We start from the raw sequence: 17,439 nt of genomic DNA, 5'->3' as shown, positions 1-17,439 counted from the left end.
TAAATCCACCTTCAGCCCTTATACTGACTTAATTTTTATTGGCAAGTAAGTTATCAATGAACTCCGTGTCAGTGCGCAAAATTAACGTTTTTGACGAGATTTGAGCCTGATGGGAAATAAGAAGGAAACCAACTTGGTTCCCTCGTTTTTGGCGTGTTTTCGTGGTCACTTTGATGCGTGATAGATTGCGAATTTATTACTTTTTGCTGGCGTCTCGAAATGTCCAAACGCTTTCTCAATAAATGGTGAATAACGAAGGAAACTATTGGCCACAATGGTCAGGCCGCCCTCACGATTGAGGTATTCAGGCGCTCGCTCAAGCAAAGTTTCCGTTGCGGCATAATGTGTTTTAAGCCCTGCATGGAATGGCGGGTTACTCACGATATGATCGAATTGCCGTTCAATATTACTATAAACATCAGAGGCATAAACCTCTCCGCTGAGATTGTTAAAACACAGAGTTTCTCGTGCAGAAGCCACGGCCAGTGCACTGATATCTACCATAGTAATTTGTGTATTCGGGTGACGCAATTTGATCACTGATCCAATGACGCCAGCACCACATCCAAAATCGAGAACCTCGCCTTTCAATGTTGGCAGGTTGTCCAGAAGCAGTTGTGTTCCTGCGTCCAGCTCACCGTGGCTAAAAACACCCGGAAGAGAGCGGATAGTCAGTGACTGCTCACCGACATTGATAGGATAGCTCTTGTACCAGTCCTCTAAAGAGAAAGAAGCCGGTTGGTTATCGCATTCACCGCAATAAAAACTGCAGCGGCGGGCTGAATCAAACTTGGTGACGCGGCCGTAAGGAGCGAACATCTTTTCTATGCTTTTCACACCGCTACGGTTTTCGCCTACGACCGCAATTTCTGTACCTGTACCAAGTTGCGCCATCAGCATAGCCAGAAGAAACTCGGCTTCAGCCTTGGCTTTTGGCCAGTACAGCAAAACCATGTCAACGCCAGGTGTTGCCTGATAACTCTCACCAAACTGCACATTGATGTTTTCATAACGACGCATTTGGTTGGCGTATGCAAGATTGGTTGTAAAGATGTTTACACTGGCAGCAGTGCCTTCAAGCTCCGTGGCAAAGGTGTCTTCCAGTTCACCGGCAAGTAGAACGTGTTTGCCTTCGAAATACTCGAGCTGGCGAGCTGCAATTTGGCTAGGAGCAGTGTAGGACATGGATACCTCGGGGCTATCAAACAAAGAGGCGCGGATTTTCCCACAAAGTCACCTTTGAGGGAATATCCCGCGCCTTAGGTACCTAAGCTCAACAGCCCCTAGCATCAGCAATTATCTTGCTTCTCAAGGAAGCTATGGAATTCTGTTTCGTACATGCGAAACAGTACCAGTGTGAGTGAGAAAATGATGGGGCCATAAATCAATCCCATCAGACCATACACATGCAGACCCCCAATTAGGGAGAAGAAAATCAGCAAGGTGTTCATTCCCGAGTTGCCCTGCATCAGTAGTGGGCGAAGGATGTTATCTACCGAACCGACGACAATAACGCCCCAACCAGCCAGAAATGCCGCCCATTCCCATTGGCCAATAAGAAGTAGATAAGCCGCGGCGGGCATCCAGATCAGCGCAGTACCAACAACAGGAATAAAAGAGGCAAATGCCATCATGGTGCCCCAGAATAAACCCGCAAACCCTGCCAGCCACATGGCAAAACCGCCTACAACGCCCTGCGCCAGCGCAGTCAGGAATGAACCGAGTACCGCAGATTTAGCCACTTTTTCTGCTTCATCGAGCAAGGTGTCTTCTTGACTGCGCGAAAGCGGACTGACATGACGGAGCATATTGATGATCTTGTCGTGGTCGCGAAGCAGGAAGAACAACACGAATAGCATCAGCAGGAAATTAACGAAAACGCCCGTCACATCACCGAGTATTTTGGAGCTCATTCCCAGCATTTGAGAGCTCATAGAAGAAAGCGTTGACGCTGCTTTGGCAACCAACTCCTGCGGGTTAATAGAGTCTGTTGGTAGCCATTTATCTACCAAAGCCAGGCCAGTTTTCACAATCGGCGCAGCCAGAATCTCTTTTGCGCCGCCTTGGGTCAGCCATTCATATGCACCGGTAAAAAATGTCACTCCCTGGCTCAGTATGGCTGCTGCGACGAAAATCATTGGAATGATAATTATCACTGTCAGCAGGGTGCAGGAAAGCGCTGCAGCAACGTTTGGGTGTGATGGTAGTTTGTTTTCAATCTTCTCATGCAGAGGGAAGAAAAGTAGGGAGACAATAAATGCCAACACGATGGAGCCAATGTAGGGGGCGATCAACATATAACAGGCGTATGCTGCGAGGAGCAACGCGCCTATTAGTGTCCAGTGTCTCGGTTCGGCCTTGAATGATGCCACGGGCGGGCTCCTTATTTTCTCTCAGCGGTGTTGGAGATGAGTGTAGTTAGGAAGATATGATACGTTGTGATAATTCAACGAGAAAGGACAAAAATCATGCCGTGTTGTGAAGGCAACTGCGAGTCCAAAAAACGACGCAAATTGAGCTTGCCGTTGCTTTGTGCTGTCGCCCTTGTGGTGCTTGCCGTGATTAACTGGCAATAAAAAACGGAGCCAAAGCTCCGTTTTTCCATTCGATTCTTATCAATTATTCTGCAGCGAGTTTGGCAAACGCGCGGTCAGCTGCCGCCAGCGTCGCTTCCAGCTCTTTCTCACCATGTGCCAAAGAAGTGAAGCTTGCTTCAAAAGCAGACGGTGCCAGATACACACCTTCATCCAGCATGAGGTGGAAGAAGCGTTTGAACTTCTCAATATCACACTGTTGAACGTCAGCAAAGCAGCCGACGGTGTCTTTATCAGTAAAGAAGAAACCGAACATACCGCCAACTTGGTTTATCGCCAGAGCAACACCGTGTCTGTCAGCAGTGGCTTTGAAACCTTCAGCCAAACGCTTGGTTAGCTCGGCAAGGTGGGCCTCATTGCCTTCTTTTGAAAGCTCGGTCAGAGCGGCTTCACCAGCAGCCATGGCAACAGGGTTACCAGAAAGCGTACCCGCCTGATAAACCGGGCCAGTTGGTGCGATGTATTCCATCACGTCACGACGGCCACCGAATGCACCGACAGGCATACCGCCACCGATAACTTTACCCAGAGTCGTTAGATCCGGCTTGATATTGTAATGTGCCTGCGCACCACCCAGAGCAACGCGGAAACCTGTCATCACTTCATCGAAAATCAACAGTGCACCAAACTCATCACACAGCGCGCGAAGACCTTCTAGGAAACCTTCCTGCGGTGGAATACAGTTCATGTTGCCTGCAACCGGCTCAACGATGATGCAGGAAATCTCTTCAGGGTATTGCTCGAAAGCTGCACGCACTGAGTCCAGATCGTTGAAGGTACAAGTAAGGGTGTGTTTGGCGAAATCTGCAGGCACGCCCGGAGAGGTAGGCTCGCCCAGTGTCAGTGCACCAGAACCGGCTTTCACCAGCAGGCAGTCTGCGTGGCCATGGTAGCAGCCTTCAAACTTGATGAATTTGTCGCGGCGGGTAAAACCACGTGCAAGACGGATTGCACTCATGGTGGCTTCGGTGCCAGAGCTCACCATACGCACCATTTCCATGGAAGGCACCAGTTTGCTAACTAGCTCAGCTAGCGTGATTTCGCGGGCAGTTGGTGCGCCGAAGCTCAGGCCATTTTGCGCTGCGGTGATCACGGCATCTCGAATACTTGGGTGATTGTGCCCCAGGATCATAGGGCCCCAAGAGCCAACATAGTCGATGTAGGCTTTGCCATCTGCATCATAGATGTACGCGCCGTCAGCACGTTCGATAAAAATTGGGTCACCACCTACACCCGCGAAAGCGCGAACCGGAGAGTTCACACCACCTGGGATGGTTTTACGGGCTTGTTGGAATAGCTCGGCTGATTTTGTCATGGTTCTTTCCTAGGGTCTGTTGGCCTTTGGTGGTTAAATTTTGTTCTTGAGAAAAGCGTTTTAGGCGCGGCGAGCTTTATGACGCTTAGCATTCTAAGTAAATACAGCTCAACAAAGCATAAAGCGCTTTTAGCTGAACCTTTCGGGCGGCGTTTGTGGGGGCTTTCTCCCGCGTTATCGGCTTCTCGTGTAGGCCAGCTACACGTCGAAGCCTCTGCCTTGTATAAAGTCCCCACAAGCGCCGCAAAAATGATCACCAAAGGTCAACAGACCCTGGACTATTTGATCATTAATTCACTGTCAATGCGTATTGTACGGGATACGTTGAAAGGGTGCGAGATGGATGATGAGGTAAGCATCACATCCGGCTTAGACTTGGTGTATATTGCTGAGTAAGTTTCCGTGCGAAGAGCAATACTTGAACGAATTAGTCAGGTATTAGATAATGCGGTCAGAATATAAAGAGTTAATGTGAGGTAACAATGAGTGATGCCGCTTTGCCACTGCAGTTTTCTGAAACCGCAGCGAATAAGGTAAAAACACTGATTCAGGAAGAGGAAAACCCAAACCTGAAGCTACGTGTGTATATCACTGGTGGTGGCTGTAGTGGATTCCAGTACGGCTTCACGTTTGATGAAAGCGTCAACGATGGCGATATGACCATCGAGAAAAGTGGTGTCACCTTGGTTGTTGACCCAATGAGCCTGCAGTATTTGATCGGCGGCGTCGTCGATTACACAGAAGGGTTAGAAGGCTCACGTTTCTTCGTTAATAACCCTAACGCAACGACTACCTGTGGTTGTGGTGCCTCTTTCAGTGTATAAACTATAAGACACTCTTTAAGACGCGGCAGTTCTTAACAGAGCTGCCGCGTTTTTTTCAATGGACCAGTAGGGTCTGCGTCCATTTTCTTTCACTGCAGTAACTACGTCAGGATGGAACGATTATGACGAATGCAGGCGCGAAAACGTCTTTCCTTTCCCAGCGTCCCTGGGTCATTTCTTTGGTGCTTCTTTGTGGCTTGGTATTTTGGGTCGGAAGCGGTCATAGTAACGAAAAATCTGAATCCGCAGAGGAAAAGGCGTCAGCTCCTCTGACCCGCGTTGCGATTGAAACTTTCTATGCGGAACCCGTTACACGTTCGATCTCCCTGTACGGCCGAACTGCACCTGACAGAGATGCCACGATTTCGGCAGAAGCTGCAGGTCGTGTGACCAAAGTAAATGTTCGTAAGGGCGCTTCAGTGAAGAAGGGGGAGTTGCTGATCTTCATAGACCGTGGCGATCGTGAAGCTCAACTTGAGCGTGCGAAAGCGCTGTTGTTGGTTCGTGAAAAAGAATACAACGCAGCGAAATCGCTGAAGAAAAAAGGGCTTCAGGGTGAAGTTGCGTTTTCCCTTGCTCAGGCCAACTTGGTTGAAGCCCGTGCAACGGTTGAGAACCTCGAACTTGCTCTCTCTCACACTGAAGTTCGTGCGCCATTTGATGGGATTGTTGATGACATGAATGTCGAAGTGGGTGACTACCTCGGCATAGGTGATCCTATGGCCACTATTCTGGATCTGGACCCTTTGATTGTGACCGCAGATGTCAGTGAGAAGCATATCAGTCACATTGATGTCGCTTTACCAGCTAATGTGCTGCTGGTTAATGGTGCAATGAAAGAAGGGCGTTTGCGTTATCAATCCAGTATTTCATCCCCCGCAACCAACACTTTCACTATTGAACTTGAAATTCCTAATCCCGAGCAAAAACTGCCGGCAGGTATCAGCGCCGAAGTGGATCTCGCTTTAGAGCAGCAGAGTGCAGTGAAGTTAAGTCCTTCAATGTTGGCTCTGGATGAAAAAGGTAATTTGGGTGTCAAAACCTTGCAGGGTGACAAGGTCGCCTTCGTTTCTGCGAATATTGTTAAAGCTGAGCAAAATGGCATTTGGCTGGCAGGGTTAGGTGATGAAGTCGATGTGATCACCAAAGGGCAGGGCTTTGTGCGTGACGGTGATGCTGTTGAGGCGGTACGTCAAGCGTCGGCACAATAAGGGGAGCATCACATGAGAACATTGATTGATGCGTCACTGGCTCGTACCCGTACCATGGTCACCTTGTTGTTGGTGCTATTGATCGCGGGCTTTTACACCTACCAAACCATTCCGAAAGAGTCTGATCCTGACATCACCATTCCGGTGATTTATGTCTCTGTCAGCCACGAAGGTATTTCCCCAGAAGATGCGGAGCGTCTGCTGGTGCGTCCGGTTGAGCAAGAACTTCGCTCGATTGAAGGCATCAAGGAGATGACGGCAACGGCGACCGAAGGCCACGCTTCTGTGACGCTGGAATTTAACGTTGGTGTTGATCTTAATGAAGCCATGGCTGATGTTCGTGAAGCTGTGGATTTGGTGAAGCCACGCTTGCCGGATGACAGCGACGAACCGACCGTCAACGAAGTCACCTTCGCCAATATGCAACCTGTGCTTTCCATTGCCTTGTATGGTGATGTTTCTGAACGAGCGATTGTGAAAATTGCCCGTGAACTTCAGGAAAAGTTGGAAGGTTTCAAACAAATTCTGGAAGTGGATATCGCAGGCGATCGTGATGATGTCGTAGAAATCATCGTTGAGCCTTTGCTGCTTGAAAGCTATGGGCTGGATCAGCAGGACATCTTTAATCTGGTTTCACGTAATAACCGCGTTGTCGCGGCGGGTTATGTGGATACTGGGTATGGCCGCTTTTCTGTCAAAGTCCCATCAGTCTTTGAAACTGCAAACGATGTTCTGACTTTGCCGATCAAGATTGAAGGTAATCAAGTGGTCACGGTGAGTGATGTCGCGACCGTTCGCCGTGCATTTAAAGACCCAGAAAGTTTTGCCCGTCTGGACGGTAAGCCAGCAGTCGTGCTTGATGTGAAAAAGCGGGCCGGTGAGAACATTATCGAGACCGTTGAGCTGGCGAAAGCCGTCATGAACGAAGCGCAGAAGTCTCCGCTTTGGCCGGGAGCACTTCAGGTGAAATACACTTGGGATGGCTCTGAAGATGTGCGCTCGATGTTGACTGATCTCCAGAACAACATCCTTTCCGCTATCTTGCTGGTGGTGATTGTTATCATCGCGATTCTGGGCGCGCGTACTGCGCTGCTGGTGGGCGTTTCGATTCCTGGCTCCTTCTTGACGGGTCTGGTGGTGCTGTCATTGGCCGGACTGACGGTCAATATCGTCGTGTTGTTCTCTCTCATCATGGCTGTCGGCCTGTTGGTAGATGGCGCGATCGTAGTGACCGAATACGCCGATCGTCGTATGCGCGAAGGTGTAGATCGTAAAATGGCTTACCGCGAAGCGGCGCACCGTATGGCGTGGCCGATCATTGCATCGACAGCCACTACACTTGCCGCTTTTGCGCCGCTTCTGTTCTGGCCGGGGATCACCGGTGAGTTCATGGGCTATATGCCACTGACGCTGATTGCAACACTTGCTGCATCGCTGGCAATGGCGCTCCTGTTTGTACCTGTTCTGGGGAGCATGGTGGGTAAGCCACTGCCTTTGACAGCGGAGCAACAGGCTGGTACTCATGCACTCGAGCAGGGGGATTTCTCCCAAGCCCGTGGCATTACACGCGCCTACATCAACACGCTTTCTGTTGCAATCAAGCATCCCATTAAGATTCTGATTGCAGCGGTGATTGTGGCTGCTGGTGTTATCTTTTCGTACGGCAAGTCAGGTCTTGGTTCCGAATTCTTCCCTGATGTGGATCCTGCATTCTTTAACATCAAAGTACGTTCCCATGGTGATTTGTCGATCTTTGAAAAAGATGCCTTGATGGCTGAAGTTGAAGATCGTGTGATGGGAATGGATGAGATCGAATCTGTCTACACCAAAACCGGCGGTCAGGACGAAATTGGTGTTATCCAGATGAAGCCTGTCGATTGGCAAGAGCGTCGTAAGGTGAAGGAGATCATCGAGGAGCTGCGCGAGAAAACCTCTGACTTGTCCGGCCTTGAGCTGGAGTTCAAAAAGCCCGATGCAGGGCCGCCAAGCGATCATGACCTGTCGATTGAAATCAGCGCTGCAGACCATAGGCTGATCGCCCCCGCTGCGAAACAAATCCGCGATCTGCTCGAGCAGGATCCTGCGTTCACCAACTACAGCGATACTCTGACTAAACCGGGTATTGATTGGTCAATTGATATCAACCGCGAAGATGCTGCACGTTACGGGGCTGATGCTTTACTGGTGGGTAACACAGTACAGTTCGTGACCAACGGTCTTAAAATTGGTGATTACCTGCCAGATGACGCTACTGAGGAAGTTGATATTCTGGTGCGTTATCCGGAAGAAAAGCGCGATATCGGCCGTTTTGATGAGCTTCGTGTTAAAACTGCTTATGGATTGGTACCTATCACCAATTTTGCCCAAATTAAGCCAGAGCCAAAGCAAGGCAATATTGACCGTGTTGACGGCAGACGTGTTGTGAAAGTGATGGCTGACATGACGGAAGGTTATAACCTCAGTTTGTCGCTACCTGGACTCAACGAACAGATTGAAAAACTGGGCTTGTCACCAGAAGTGATAGTGACTTTGCGTGGACAAAATGAGGAGCAAGATGAGAGCTCAGCCTTCCTGATGACAGCCTTTCTGGCGGCATTGGCGGCGATGGCGTTAATCCTCATCACTCAATTCAATAGCTTCTATCAGGCGTTTCTGATTTTGAGTGCAGTCTTGTTTTCTACAGTGGGTGTATTCCTTGGCCTTCTGGTATTCCAGCGTCCGTTTGGGGTTATCATGTCAGGTGTTGGGGTGATTACACTGGCGGGTATCGTGGTGAACAACAATATTGTACTGATTGATACTTATAACGTGTTGCGTCGCAGTGGCCTTGAAAAGATCGACGCCATCCTGAGAACCGGCGCCCAGCGTTTACGTCCTGTACTACTGACGACCGTGACAACGATTCTAGGCCTGTTACCTATGGTTCTGGAAATGAACGTTGATTTGGTCAACCGCGGTATTGAGTTTGGTGCGCCGAGCACCCAGTGGTGGTCTCAGCTTGCAACTGCTGTAGCGGGTGGTCTGGCTTTTTCTACTGTGCTAACGCTGGTCTTGACGCCCTGTCTTCTGATGCTGGCGCGTGAGCCTAAAGGCGTGAAGAAAGAAACTAACTTGGTTTGGCAAACCGAAGAGAAGGAAGCGCCACACCCAAAGGCACAAAGGGCAGCTGAGCCTCAGCTTTGAGGCTGAATTTCCATGCACAAAAAAAGCAGCGCACAAGCGCTGCTTTTTATTTTGTACCAAACCAAAGGTCAACAGACCCTATGAAGAAACGCGTTCAAGGGTGCGGATGGACGCTAACAGTTGCTCGAACTTATTAAGCTGCGCCATGCGGTCTTTAGCCAGTTCGATAAAAGCGGTTTTTTCCTTACCCGCCAGTGACTTTGATTGCGGTAACTTCACTGTTCTTGGGTTCTTGTGAACACCGTTTACCAGAAATTCATAGTGAAGGTGAGGGCCGGTAACACGGCCTGTACCGCCAAGAGTACCAATGGTCTGCCCTTGTTTAACACGCTGTCCGGTCTTCACTTTGCGCTTTGTGAGGTGAAGATACTTGGTGATATAAGTTGAGCTGTGGCGGATGAAAACGTAATGGCCGTTAAACTTGTTATAGGCCGATTTCATCACCACGCCATCGCCCGCCGCCCAAATCGGTGTACCAACAGGTGCTACATAATCTGTGCCTCGGTGTGCCTTAACCCGGCCCGTTACAGGGTGCAGTCGACGAGGGTTGAAGTTCGAGCTTACGTATCGGAAGTTAACAGGTGAACGCAGGAAGGCTTTCCTCATTGCGCGGCCTTTCTCATCGTAATACTTACCCGACTCAGATCGTATGGCAGTGAAAGTTTCGCCCTGGTTGGTAAAGGTCGCGGCTAGGATATTACCACGACCAATCATTTCGCCTTCTACCAATTGCTCTTCAAACAACACCGAAAACTTGTCGCCTTGACGGATATCGAGGGCAAAGTCGATGTCCCAGCCAAAAATCCCTGCCAGCTCCATGATTTGGTTGGCGTTGAGTCCTGCTGCGACGCCTGCATTCCAGAAACTGGAGGTGATGGTTGCCGAAGCAAAGTTCACCTGAGTATCAATTTGCTTGGACTCTGTTTTGGAGAAGAACTCATCACCTATGCGGGTGACGACCAGTTTCTCATTGGCATTTTTCGGCTGCACGAGCTGAGTGAATAAGCCGTTTTCGTCAAAGCCAAGGTGGATTTCATCGCCCACTTTCAGCGAAGCCAGCGATTTGGTGCCCTTGTCACTGTTGATCAGGCGATAAAGGGTCGTTGGGCTTATGCCAACACGGTCAAAAATTACAGCCAGACTGTCGCCAGCTTTTACCTTGAACTTATGCCATTCGAGCGGCGCATAGGCCACCACGGGTAGTTGTTCATTTTCCGGTGGAAGCAATGAGACGGTATCTAAGGGAATGGAATATTGTTTACCCACTTCAAATTTGGCGTCCGGGTGTGAAGCTGGGGTTTCAGTGGGGAGCAAAATCAGCAGTACCACAAAGGCACTGAGAGCCATAATTGAGACTTGGTGAAGCCTAGGTAGCGCAGCAATATGTTTAACAGGCATTAAAAAACAGTCGTTAAGAAAATGAATTTAGTTGGGATGTGCCAACTCCCTCTAAAAATCAGAATGGCGCGTTAATCCCTTTTTGCTTGCTTCAAGTCTAACTGGTTTCAAAAACCATCGCTATTCAAGTAGTATGTCGGCTTACGAAAAAATGCCGATTCTGTGGGAGCGATAAAATATGGCGAGCATTGAAGCCGCGCTAGCTGAAATTAAGCGTGGTGTTGAGGAGTTGATTCCTGAAGAGGGACTCATTGCAAAACTGAAAGAGAACCGTCCTCTTCGTATCAAGTTGGGCGCGGATCCAACTGCACCAGATATTCACCTTGGTCACACTGTGATCATGAACAAACTGCGTGCCTTCCAGGAGCTGGGCCATGAAGTTATCTTCCTGATCGGTGATTATACCGCGATGGTAGGTGACCCAAGCGGTAAGAACGCAACGCGTCCACCGCTGACGCGTGAGCAAGTTCTGAGCAATGCTGAGACTTACAAAGAGCAGATCTTCAAAATTCTGGATCCAGAGAAAACCCGCATTGAGTTCAACTCGAGCTGGCTGAGTGAGCTGGGTACGGATGGCATGATCCGTCTGGCAGCAAGCTCTACCGTTGCGCGTATGCTTGAGCGTGACGATTTCAAAAAGCGTTACAGCAACAACCAGCCAATCGCGATCCATGAGTTCATTTATCCGCTCCTGCAAGGTTATGACTCAGTGGCGCTGGAAGCTGATGTTGAACTGGGTGGCACTGACCAGAAGTTCAACCTGCTGATGGGTCGTGAGCTGCAAAAGCAAAACGGCCAATCACAGCAAGTCGTGATCACCATGCCTCTGCTGGTGGGTCTGGACGGCGTGAAGAAAATGTCGAAGTCGGCGAACAACTACATCGGTATCAGCGATGTACCGACCGAAATGTTCGGCAAAATCATGTCTATCTCTGACGATTTGATGTGGAACTACTACGAACTGTTGTCGTTCCGCCCATTGGAAGAGATTGCGGGCCTTAAAGAAGAAATTGCTAACGGCCGCAACCCACGTGACGTGAAGATCCTGCTGGCGAAAGAAATCATTGCTCGTTTCCATTCTGAAGCGGATGCAGAAGCGGCAGAGGCTGAGTTCATCAACCGTTTCCAGAAAGGCGCGATGCCTGACGAAATGCCAGAGTTTTCTTTCGAGCAAGGTGTGGCTATCGCTAACCTGCTGAAAGATGCAGCTCTGGTAGGCTCAACCTCAGACGCAATGCGTATGATTCGCCAGGGTGCGGTGAAAATCGATGGCGAGAAGTTGGATGATACCAAGCTGGTACCTGAAGCAGGCACTGCCGTTTACCAGGTCGGTAAACGCAAATTTGCCCGTATCACGCTGGCATAATCACGAAAAAGGCGCCAAACGGCGCCTTTTTGTTATCCAAATTAGCATCTATCGAATCAGCTCCGCCACTCGCTCACCTAATCGCACCGCAGTTTTTGCATCCACCGGATGAAGACCACTCTCTGTATCAGCCAGTGCTACTACGCCAAGAGAAGCATTGAGGCGGTTAAAGTCTTTACTGAGTGCGCCTTGCGGCGCATCAATGCCCACCCAAAGCATACTGTGTTGGGACGCCAGTATGTTGAAATATTCCACCGTGCTTTGTACCTCGCCACAAGGGCTGCCGCCAACGGTAAACCCTGCGGCGAGCTTGTTCTTCCATCGCTGCTTGGACCAACTTTCACTGCTCGCATCAGCAAAAGCTTTGAACTGTGCTGTCGGGCCACCCATGTATGTTGGTGAGCCGAAGATGATGGAATCCATGTCACTGAGCTCTTCGAATAACGCGTCGTTTTTGAAGCGTCCTTCAACGATGTCTGAACCTAATATGCGGTAAGCAAAAACCTGTGCCCCGTGCGTTTCTGCGCCGCATGCCACGGCTTTAGCCAGTGCATCCGTAGTACCGGTTTGTGAGAAATAAACAATCGCGATTTTTTTCATAAAGATCCTTTTAGCCTGACGTTGATTGCGAATAGCGCTTCGTCCAGTTGTAATTCGTTATAAATTCGGGCGCAGCTGTAGATAAGTTTGATGGTGTGATCGTCTTGTGTTGCCAGTGCCTGTTTAAACCAAAGCTTCCAATCCAGTTGGATATTTCTGCACTCGAGAGTGGCTGGCTCACGGTATTCAGCAGTGCATGCTGCACCGACATAGGCTTGCCAGAAACAGTCGAGAGCGAAATCAAAATTGTCGATAAACGGCGCGAGTGATAGCAGAGCCTGAAAACCGGTTACGCCATGGAGCAAGGTGAAATCATTGCTCGCGGAATATTGAGAGAGGACCACAATGGCAACGGACTCTTTGGTCAATGAAGCTGGCTGTGTGGAAACAGCGTGGTACTTAGCAAGTTCCCTTAGCTCTTCGACATGATCGATGATGATCCCTTCTCGATAGGTGTGATCCCGCATTACCCCAAGCGCCTCATTGAGATGGGTAACGGCGTCTTTATCCGTGGCATATTGCAGCTTCCCTAGCGGCGTAAATCCGGATGACCAGTAGGCGAGTGCGTGACTGATTTCAGTGAAATCTTCACCTTCCACCGCATAGGCGAGGCGAATTAAGGCATGGAAAGAACCTGCCGCGATACCGGGTAGTAAGGTTGGAAAAGCCTTCTTTAATGTTGCTTCAATGCCTTTGGTTTCCAGCTCCTTGCTGTAATAGAGCACGAAATCCGCATTGTGTGTTTTCTCCCCAAGCTTTAATGCTTGAGGGGTAACAGGGTTTTGTTCCGCTTCTAGATGAGGGATTGCCCGTTGGAACTCGTCATGTAAGTCCTTTGATGAGGCACCTAGCCGGGACATGGCAATCAGCGCCATGGGCAAGTGGTTGGAAAGCCTTGGCCCAAAGACTGGAGAATATCGATGTCCATGCCTGATAAGTGATAGTGCTTCTGACGTTATTGGTTTAAACATGTCTGCTTCTCTTTATTTTTCTTCTTTCTTCGTTCTTAAAGCAGGTAATCGTTCCGGCTTTCGATGGAATCGGTCAGGTATTCGATGAATTCCCACTCCATACCATCGCTATCGAAAAAATACGCACGCTTGCGGGCTGGATGGCTCTTGTCAAAAGAGGCCTCTTGATAGCCCGCTTCACGCAGACGTTCCGCCGTACCTTCCGCATCGTCCACCACAAAGCCAATGTGATTGATGCCAAGTTGGCGGTAAGGGACTCGTTCGACAGCCTTGTCGATGACCACTTCCTGAAGGGCGATGTAAGAGGTGTCGGTACCCAGATGACACCAGCCGTAATCATCATTCTGGCCTGAGCCACGGATTGAGAACTCCGGCATGGCGGTCTGCAAAAACTGGATAGCGTTATCGAGATTGGTCACAGTGATATTGGCGTGTTCGACATAGCTGCTCATGGGATGCTCCTCGTTATTAAGTAAAGCTATATGTTTACATAATAAATCGGATTGCCATTAAATAAAGTAAAAAGTTTATTTAATGGCTTTGGATGGATGAGATGATCGCCAGATCGGGATCTGTGGCGCGGAAACGATGAAACAGAATGAGAGAAGGGTGTTGGTGGGTCAGAAACAAAAAACGCGCCCAAGAGGCGCGTTCTAAATGCTTGAAACTAAGGTTACTTTCCTGAACCGAATACAGGCAGAGAAAGGTGCCAGCGTATCGCGGCAAGCCTGATCAACAAGGTAGTCATCATACCGGCAATGGACGCTATTTCGACATCCACGTTGGCTGCCAAAGCCACTGTATGGATAATTCCACCGGCAATACAGGCGGTTGCGTAGACTTCGGTTCTGAAAAGCATCGGGATTTCCCGAGCGAGTACGTCGCGGATGATACCACCGCCACAACCAGTAATCACACCCATGATCACTGCCACCATAGGGGAAGCACCATAGCTCAGCGCTTTATCGACACCGATAGCAACAAAAACGGCGAGGCCGATGGCATCTGCCACGGGCAAAAAGTACCATGGCAGGCGACGCGGTTGACGGATCAGCAACATGGAAAGAATACAGGTGACAAGGATCATCCAAAGGTATTCCGGCTGGTTGACCCAAAAGACCGGTGTTGCGCCTAATGCCATATCACGAATGGTGCCGCCACCGATTGCGGTGACCATAGCAAGAACGATCATCCCAAAGGGATCCATTCTTAACTTACTGGCAAGTAATACGCCTGATATGGCGAAGACTGCCGTACCAAACATGTCCAAAATATACAGAAGCATAAAGCGCTATTTCATCCCTTAATCAAACATCCAATTCGACCTCTATCGCTGGTGTTTCTCTGCGTCTTATTTTTTATTGTGACACGGAGTTCCAGTAACACGGATTGGTTAAGCGCGCGCGATTTTACGTGAAACGTGGTGGCGGGCAATCCAACAGATAGAGCTTCTGCAAGTCACTATTTGAATTAGTGATCGAGATCGCCTCTTACCTTATCCATCGCGAGGCATATCTGTCTTACCGCTTTTAGTGCTCTTGGTGTTGGACGATTTAGCCAGTCTCCGGTTATTGCAAAGATAGCGCTGTTTTTTACTGCGGGGATAAAGTCCTGCCATTTTTGCCAACCAGCCGTAGGTTTCTCACGATCCGCAGGGTAAAAAATCGCTAGTGGTTTTCTCACTACAACCTGCTCCATGCTGATCTGAGGGTAAGGCGCGGCACTTTCTGCGAAGATGTTTTTGCCGCCACAGAGAGAAAACAAAGGTTGTGGCCAATGATCGCCGTTGTTCGTGAGCAATGGTGACTCACTAAGTTGGTAAAAATAAGATACCTTGGACTTTCCCGATTGCGCTGCTTCAATGCTTGCCAGCTCCTCACGAACGGCATCAGCGCGAGCTTTGGCTAACGCCGGGTTTTCTGACCACTCTCCCAACTTTTCAATGTTATCGGCAGCGTCGTAAAGAGAGTGCGGATTCGAGTAGAACACTTCAATGCCAAGCCTTTCGAGCTTGGCGAGTTCTTTATCTGGATTTCCGCCTTTCCACGCCAGCACCAAATCCGGTTTAAGCGTAACGACACGTTCAATATTGATCCCGCGGTAGTTGGCTACCTGCTCAAGTTCCAATGCTGCTGGTGGGTAATCGCTGTGAGCACTGACGGCAATCAGGTTATCTCCCAGCCCTGCTTCAAACGCGAGCTCTGTGGTATGTGGAGAAAGGCTGATAACGCGAAGTGGTTCGGCAAAGGATAAAGATGGAAGAAAAAGTAAAACCAGTAAAAAACGGAACATCATAATAATCCGTGGGCAAACCACATTAGGAAACTTTGGATGAGGATCCAGAGCAAGGCCTTTTGCCTCAGCTGTTGATTCAGCAGTGCTAGGTGCATAGGAGAAGCAGCAACGCTTCCGCCAATGCTGGGGCGAGTGCATTTCTCGCTGTCATAGATAGCGGGACCACCCAGGGAAAGCTGCAGCTTGGCACCGGATGCGGCAAGAAGCCAGCCCGCGCCGTTCACTGACCAGCTTTGTCCATGTTCACGGATTGCCGTGAGTGCAGGTTCAAAGCGGTGTCCGGCGGCAATGAGAAGCGCAAATAAGCGTGATGGCATCCAATCGAGCAAAGCAAGAAAACCTGAGGCAGCCAGTCCGAACTGGGAGAATTCCTGTCGGCGTGGTGGCCAGACACGGGCAAGTTGCGCTGCCAGCGTGTAAAGAAACGCACCAATGCCACCGAAAACGGCATACCAGAACAGCACGCAGACAAGGCCTCGCGCATACCCCACCAGTAGCGTTTCACAACTGGCTTTGGCAATACCAACTGGAGAGAGTGAATGAGTTTGGCGGTTCAGTGTTTGTGACAGCAAGGTCCTGGCTGCAGGCTTGTCGTCACGAATTAGCGCTTGTTCAACCTGCATCGCGAGCTCAGTCAGGGGCTTCCAACTTAATGCCAGCCAAAGCATCAGAAGGTCGAACAACCAGCCAATCCAGACAATTTGCTTCAAGGCGACTAAAAGCACGGCTAGGGTCAGCCACATCACAGCGAGCGCTAAACCGCCGGAAAGGCGCTGTTGCTCCGTGGAGTCTTCTTCGTGATTGACCTTTTCGGAGATGGCTTCGGCAACACGACGCCATAGGGTGACAGGGCTGATATAGGCAGGCACTGGGAAAAACCAGTGCAAAATAAGGGCTCCCCACATCGCAAGCAATGTGGTGTGGTTTAACAGTGCTTCAAACGGTGTGGAGAGCTCGGTCATTATGCTTTCAGCAACTCGACCATTTTCTCAACCATGGCGCTTGAGCTTTTCGCTGCCAGCGGCAGGAATTCATCAAATGTCATTGGCGACTCTTTATCAGCAACGTCAGAGATAGCGCGAACTACCACAAACGGGACTTTGAACTGGTGACACGCCTGAGCAATCGCTGCCGCTTCCATTTCTACTGCAATCACAGTTGGGAAGTGTTCACGGATGTAATTTTGACGCTCAGCAGTACACACAAACGCATCACCGGTACAAATCAGACCGCGAACCGCGTGCGGTGCTGGCTCCATCGCTGCCAGTGCCTGCTCTGCCACATCCATCAGTTTTTCATCAGAGGTGAAAGTCGCTGGTTGGCCTGCCATTTGACCCATGGTGTAACCAAACGCGGTCACGTCAGCATCGTGGTAAGCCACATCGGTAGAAATCACTACGTCACCCAGATTCAGGCTGGTATCGAAGCCGCCCGCAGAACCTGTGTTGATCACCGCTGTTGGTTTGAAACGCTCCAGCAGGATGGATGTGCCCACTGCCGCCGCTACTTTACCAATACCTGATTGCAGCAGCACCACGTCTACGCCATTCAAGTCACCCGTATAAAATTTGCTGCCACCAATCTCTTGCAGTTGGCAGTTGTTGATCTTGCTTTTCAGCAGGGTTACTTCCTGCTCCATGGCACCGATAATACCGATTTTCATCTTGTTGCTCTTTGATAAT

General features: G+C 49.8%; 16 protein-coding genes. 5 read left to right on the top strand and 11 right to left on the bottom strand.

Going from position 1 to position 17,439, the window contains the following annotated elements:
* Window positions 1-165: 165 nt before the first annotated feature.
* The 3 genes from rsmC to hemL form a co-directional block, all read right to left on the bottom strand.
* On the bottom strand, window positions 166-1,185 hold the full coding sequence (gene rsmC / locus K6Q96_RS14460) for a 16S rRNA (guanine(1207)-N(2))-methyltransferase RsmC (protein WP_251876585.1): 1,020 nt from the start codon (window positions 1,183-1,185) through the stop codon (window positions 166-168).
* 104 nt (window positions 1,186-1,289) lie between these two features.
* Window positions 1,290-2,372, bottom strand: a complete 1,083-nt coding sequence (locus tag K6Q96_RS14455) for an AI-2E family transporter (RefSeq protein ID WP_251876584.1) — start codon at window positions 2,370-2,372, stop codon at window positions 1,290-1,292.
* 247 nt (window positions 2,373-2,619) lie between these two features.
* Window positions 2,620-3,909, bottom strand: a complete 1,290-nt coding sequence (gene hemL, locus K6Q96_RS14450) for a glutamate-1-semialdehyde 2,1-aminomutase (RefSeq protein WP_251876583.1) — start codon at window positions 3,907-3,909, stop codon at window positions 2,620-2,622.
* A 78-nt stretch (window positions 3,910-3,987) separates the two neighbouring features.
* Between hemL and K6Q96_RS14445 the strand changes: the two genes are divergently transcribed.
* The 4 genes from K6Q96_RS14445 to K6Q96_RS14430 all read left to right on the top strand — a co-directional run bounded on the left by K6Q96_RS14445 (window position 3,988) and on the right by K6Q96_RS14430 (window position 9,127).
* Window positions 3,988-4,305, top strand: a complete 318-nt coding sequence (locus K6Q96_RS14445; RefSeq protein WP_251876582.1) for a hypothetical protein — start codon at window positions 3,988-3,990, stop codon at window positions 4,303-4,305.
* A gap of 86 nt (window positions 4,306-4,391) precedes the next feature.
* Window positions 4,392-4,733, top strand: coding sequence for an iron-sulfur cluster insertion protein ErpA (gene erpA, locus K6Q96_RS14440; RefSeq protein ID WP_165017150.1), 342 nt, complete (start codon window positions 4,392-4,394; stop codon window positions 4,731-4,733).
* A 122-nt stretch (window positions 4,734-4,855) separates the two neighbouring features.
* Window positions 4,856-5,944: an efflux RND transporter periplasmic adaptor subunit gene (locus K6Q96_RS14435; protein WP_251876581.1), complete on the top strand. Its 1,089-nt coding sequence runs from the start codon at window positions 4,856-4,858 to the stop codon at window positions 5,942-5,944.
* A gap of 12 nt (window positions 5,945-5,956) precedes the next feature.
* The gene (locus K6Q96_RS14430) at window positions 5,957-9,127 is read left to right on the top strand and encodes an efflux RND transporter permease subunit (protein ID WP_251876580.1); all 3,171 of its coding nucleotides are present in this window, start codon (window positions 5,957-5,959) and stop codon (window positions 9,125-9,127) included.
* Between the two features lie 78 nt (window positions 9,128-9,205).
* Here K6Q96_RS14430 and shyC read toward each other — a convergent pair whose 3' ends face one another.
* The gene (shyC, locus tag K6Q96_RS14425) at window positions 9,206-10,525 is read right to left on the bottom strand and encodes a peptidoglycan DD-endopeptidase ShyC (protein WP_251876579.1); all 1,320 of its coding nucleotides are present in this window, start codon (window positions 10,523-10,525) and stop codon (window positions 9,206-9,208) included.
* Between the two features lie 178 nt (window positions 10,526-10,703).
* Between shyC and tyrS the strand changes: the two genes are divergently transcribed.
* Window positions 10,704-11,891 carry a tyrosine--tRNA ligase gene (gene tyrS, locus K6Q96_RS14420; RefSeq protein WP_046303925.1) on the top strand — a complete coding sequence of 396 codons (1,188 nt, stop codon included), beginning with the start codon at window positions 10,704-10,706 and terminating at the stop codon, window positions 11,889-11,891.
* Between the two features lie 48 nt (window positions 11,892-11,939).
* Here tyrS and K6Q96_RS14415 read toward each other — a convergent pair whose 3' ends face one another.
* The 7 genes from K6Q96_RS14415 to mtnN form a co-directional block, all read right to left on the bottom strand.
* Window positions 11,940-12,491: a flavodoxin family protein gene (locus K6Q96_RS14415; protein ID WP_251876578.1), complete on the bottom strand. Its 552-nt coding sequence runs from the start codon at window positions 12,489-12,491 to the stop codon at window positions 11,940-11,942.
* The gene (locus tag K6Q96_RS14410) at window positions 12,488-13,462 is read right to left on the bottom strand and encodes a questin oxidase family protein (RefSeq protein ID WP_251876577.1); all 975 of its coding nucleotides are present in this window, start codon (window positions 13,460-13,462) and stop codon (window positions 12,488-12,490) included. Before K6Q96_RS14410 ends, K6Q96_RS14415 begins: the two co-directional genes overlap by 4 nt.
* A 35-nt stretch (window positions 13,463-13,497) precedes the next feature.
* Window positions 13,498-13,914 (bottom strand): VOC family protein, encoded by a 417-nt coding sequence (locus K6Q96_RS14405; protein ID WP_251876576.1) that lies wholly within the window; start codon window positions 13,912-13,914, stop codon window positions 13,498-13,500.
* Between the two features lie 221 nt (window positions 13,915-14,135).
* Window positions 14,136-14,747: a TRIC cation channel family protein gene (locus tag K6Q96_RS14400; protein WP_251876575.1), complete on the bottom strand. Its 612-nt coding sequence runs from the start codon at window positions 14,745-14,747 to the stop codon at window positions 14,136-14,138.
* Window positions 14,748-14,932: 185 nt separating this feature from the next.
* Window positions 14,933-15,754, bottom strand: a complete 822-nt coding sequence (gene btuF, locus K6Q96_RS14395) for a vitamin B12 ABC transporter substrate-binding protein BtuF (protein ID WP_251879651.1) — start codon at window positions 15,752-15,754, stop codon at window positions 14,933-14,935.
* The gene (locus K6Q96_RS14390; protein WP_251876574.1) at window positions 15,754-16,719 is read right to left on the bottom strand and encodes a cobalamin biosynthesis family protein; all 966 of its coding nucleotides are present in this window, start codon (window positions 16,717-16,719) and stop codon (window positions 15,754-15,756) included. The genes btuF and K6Q96_RS14390 overlap by 1 nt, the downstream gene beginning before the upstream one ends.
* Window positions 16,719-17,420 (bottom strand): 5'-methylthioadenosine/S-adenosylhomocysteine nucleosidase, encoded by a 702-nt coding sequence (gene mtnN, locus K6Q96_RS14385; protein WP_251876573.1) that lies wholly within the window; start codon window positions 17,418-17,420, stop codon window positions 16,719-16,721. The genes K6Q96_RS14390 and mtnN overlap by 1 nt, the downstream gene beginning before the upstream one ends.
* Window positions 17,421-17,439: the final 19 nt, after the last annotated feature.

Source organism: Grimontia kaedaensis, from assembly GCF_023746615.1.
GTDB classification, from domain to species: domain Bacteria; phylum Pseudomonadota; class Gammaproteobacteria; order Enterobacterales; family Vibrionaceae; genus Enterovibrio; species Enterovibrio kaedaensis.
Note: the sequence above shows the minus strand (reverse complement) of the source record. Positions and strands in the feature narration are given on the sequence as shown.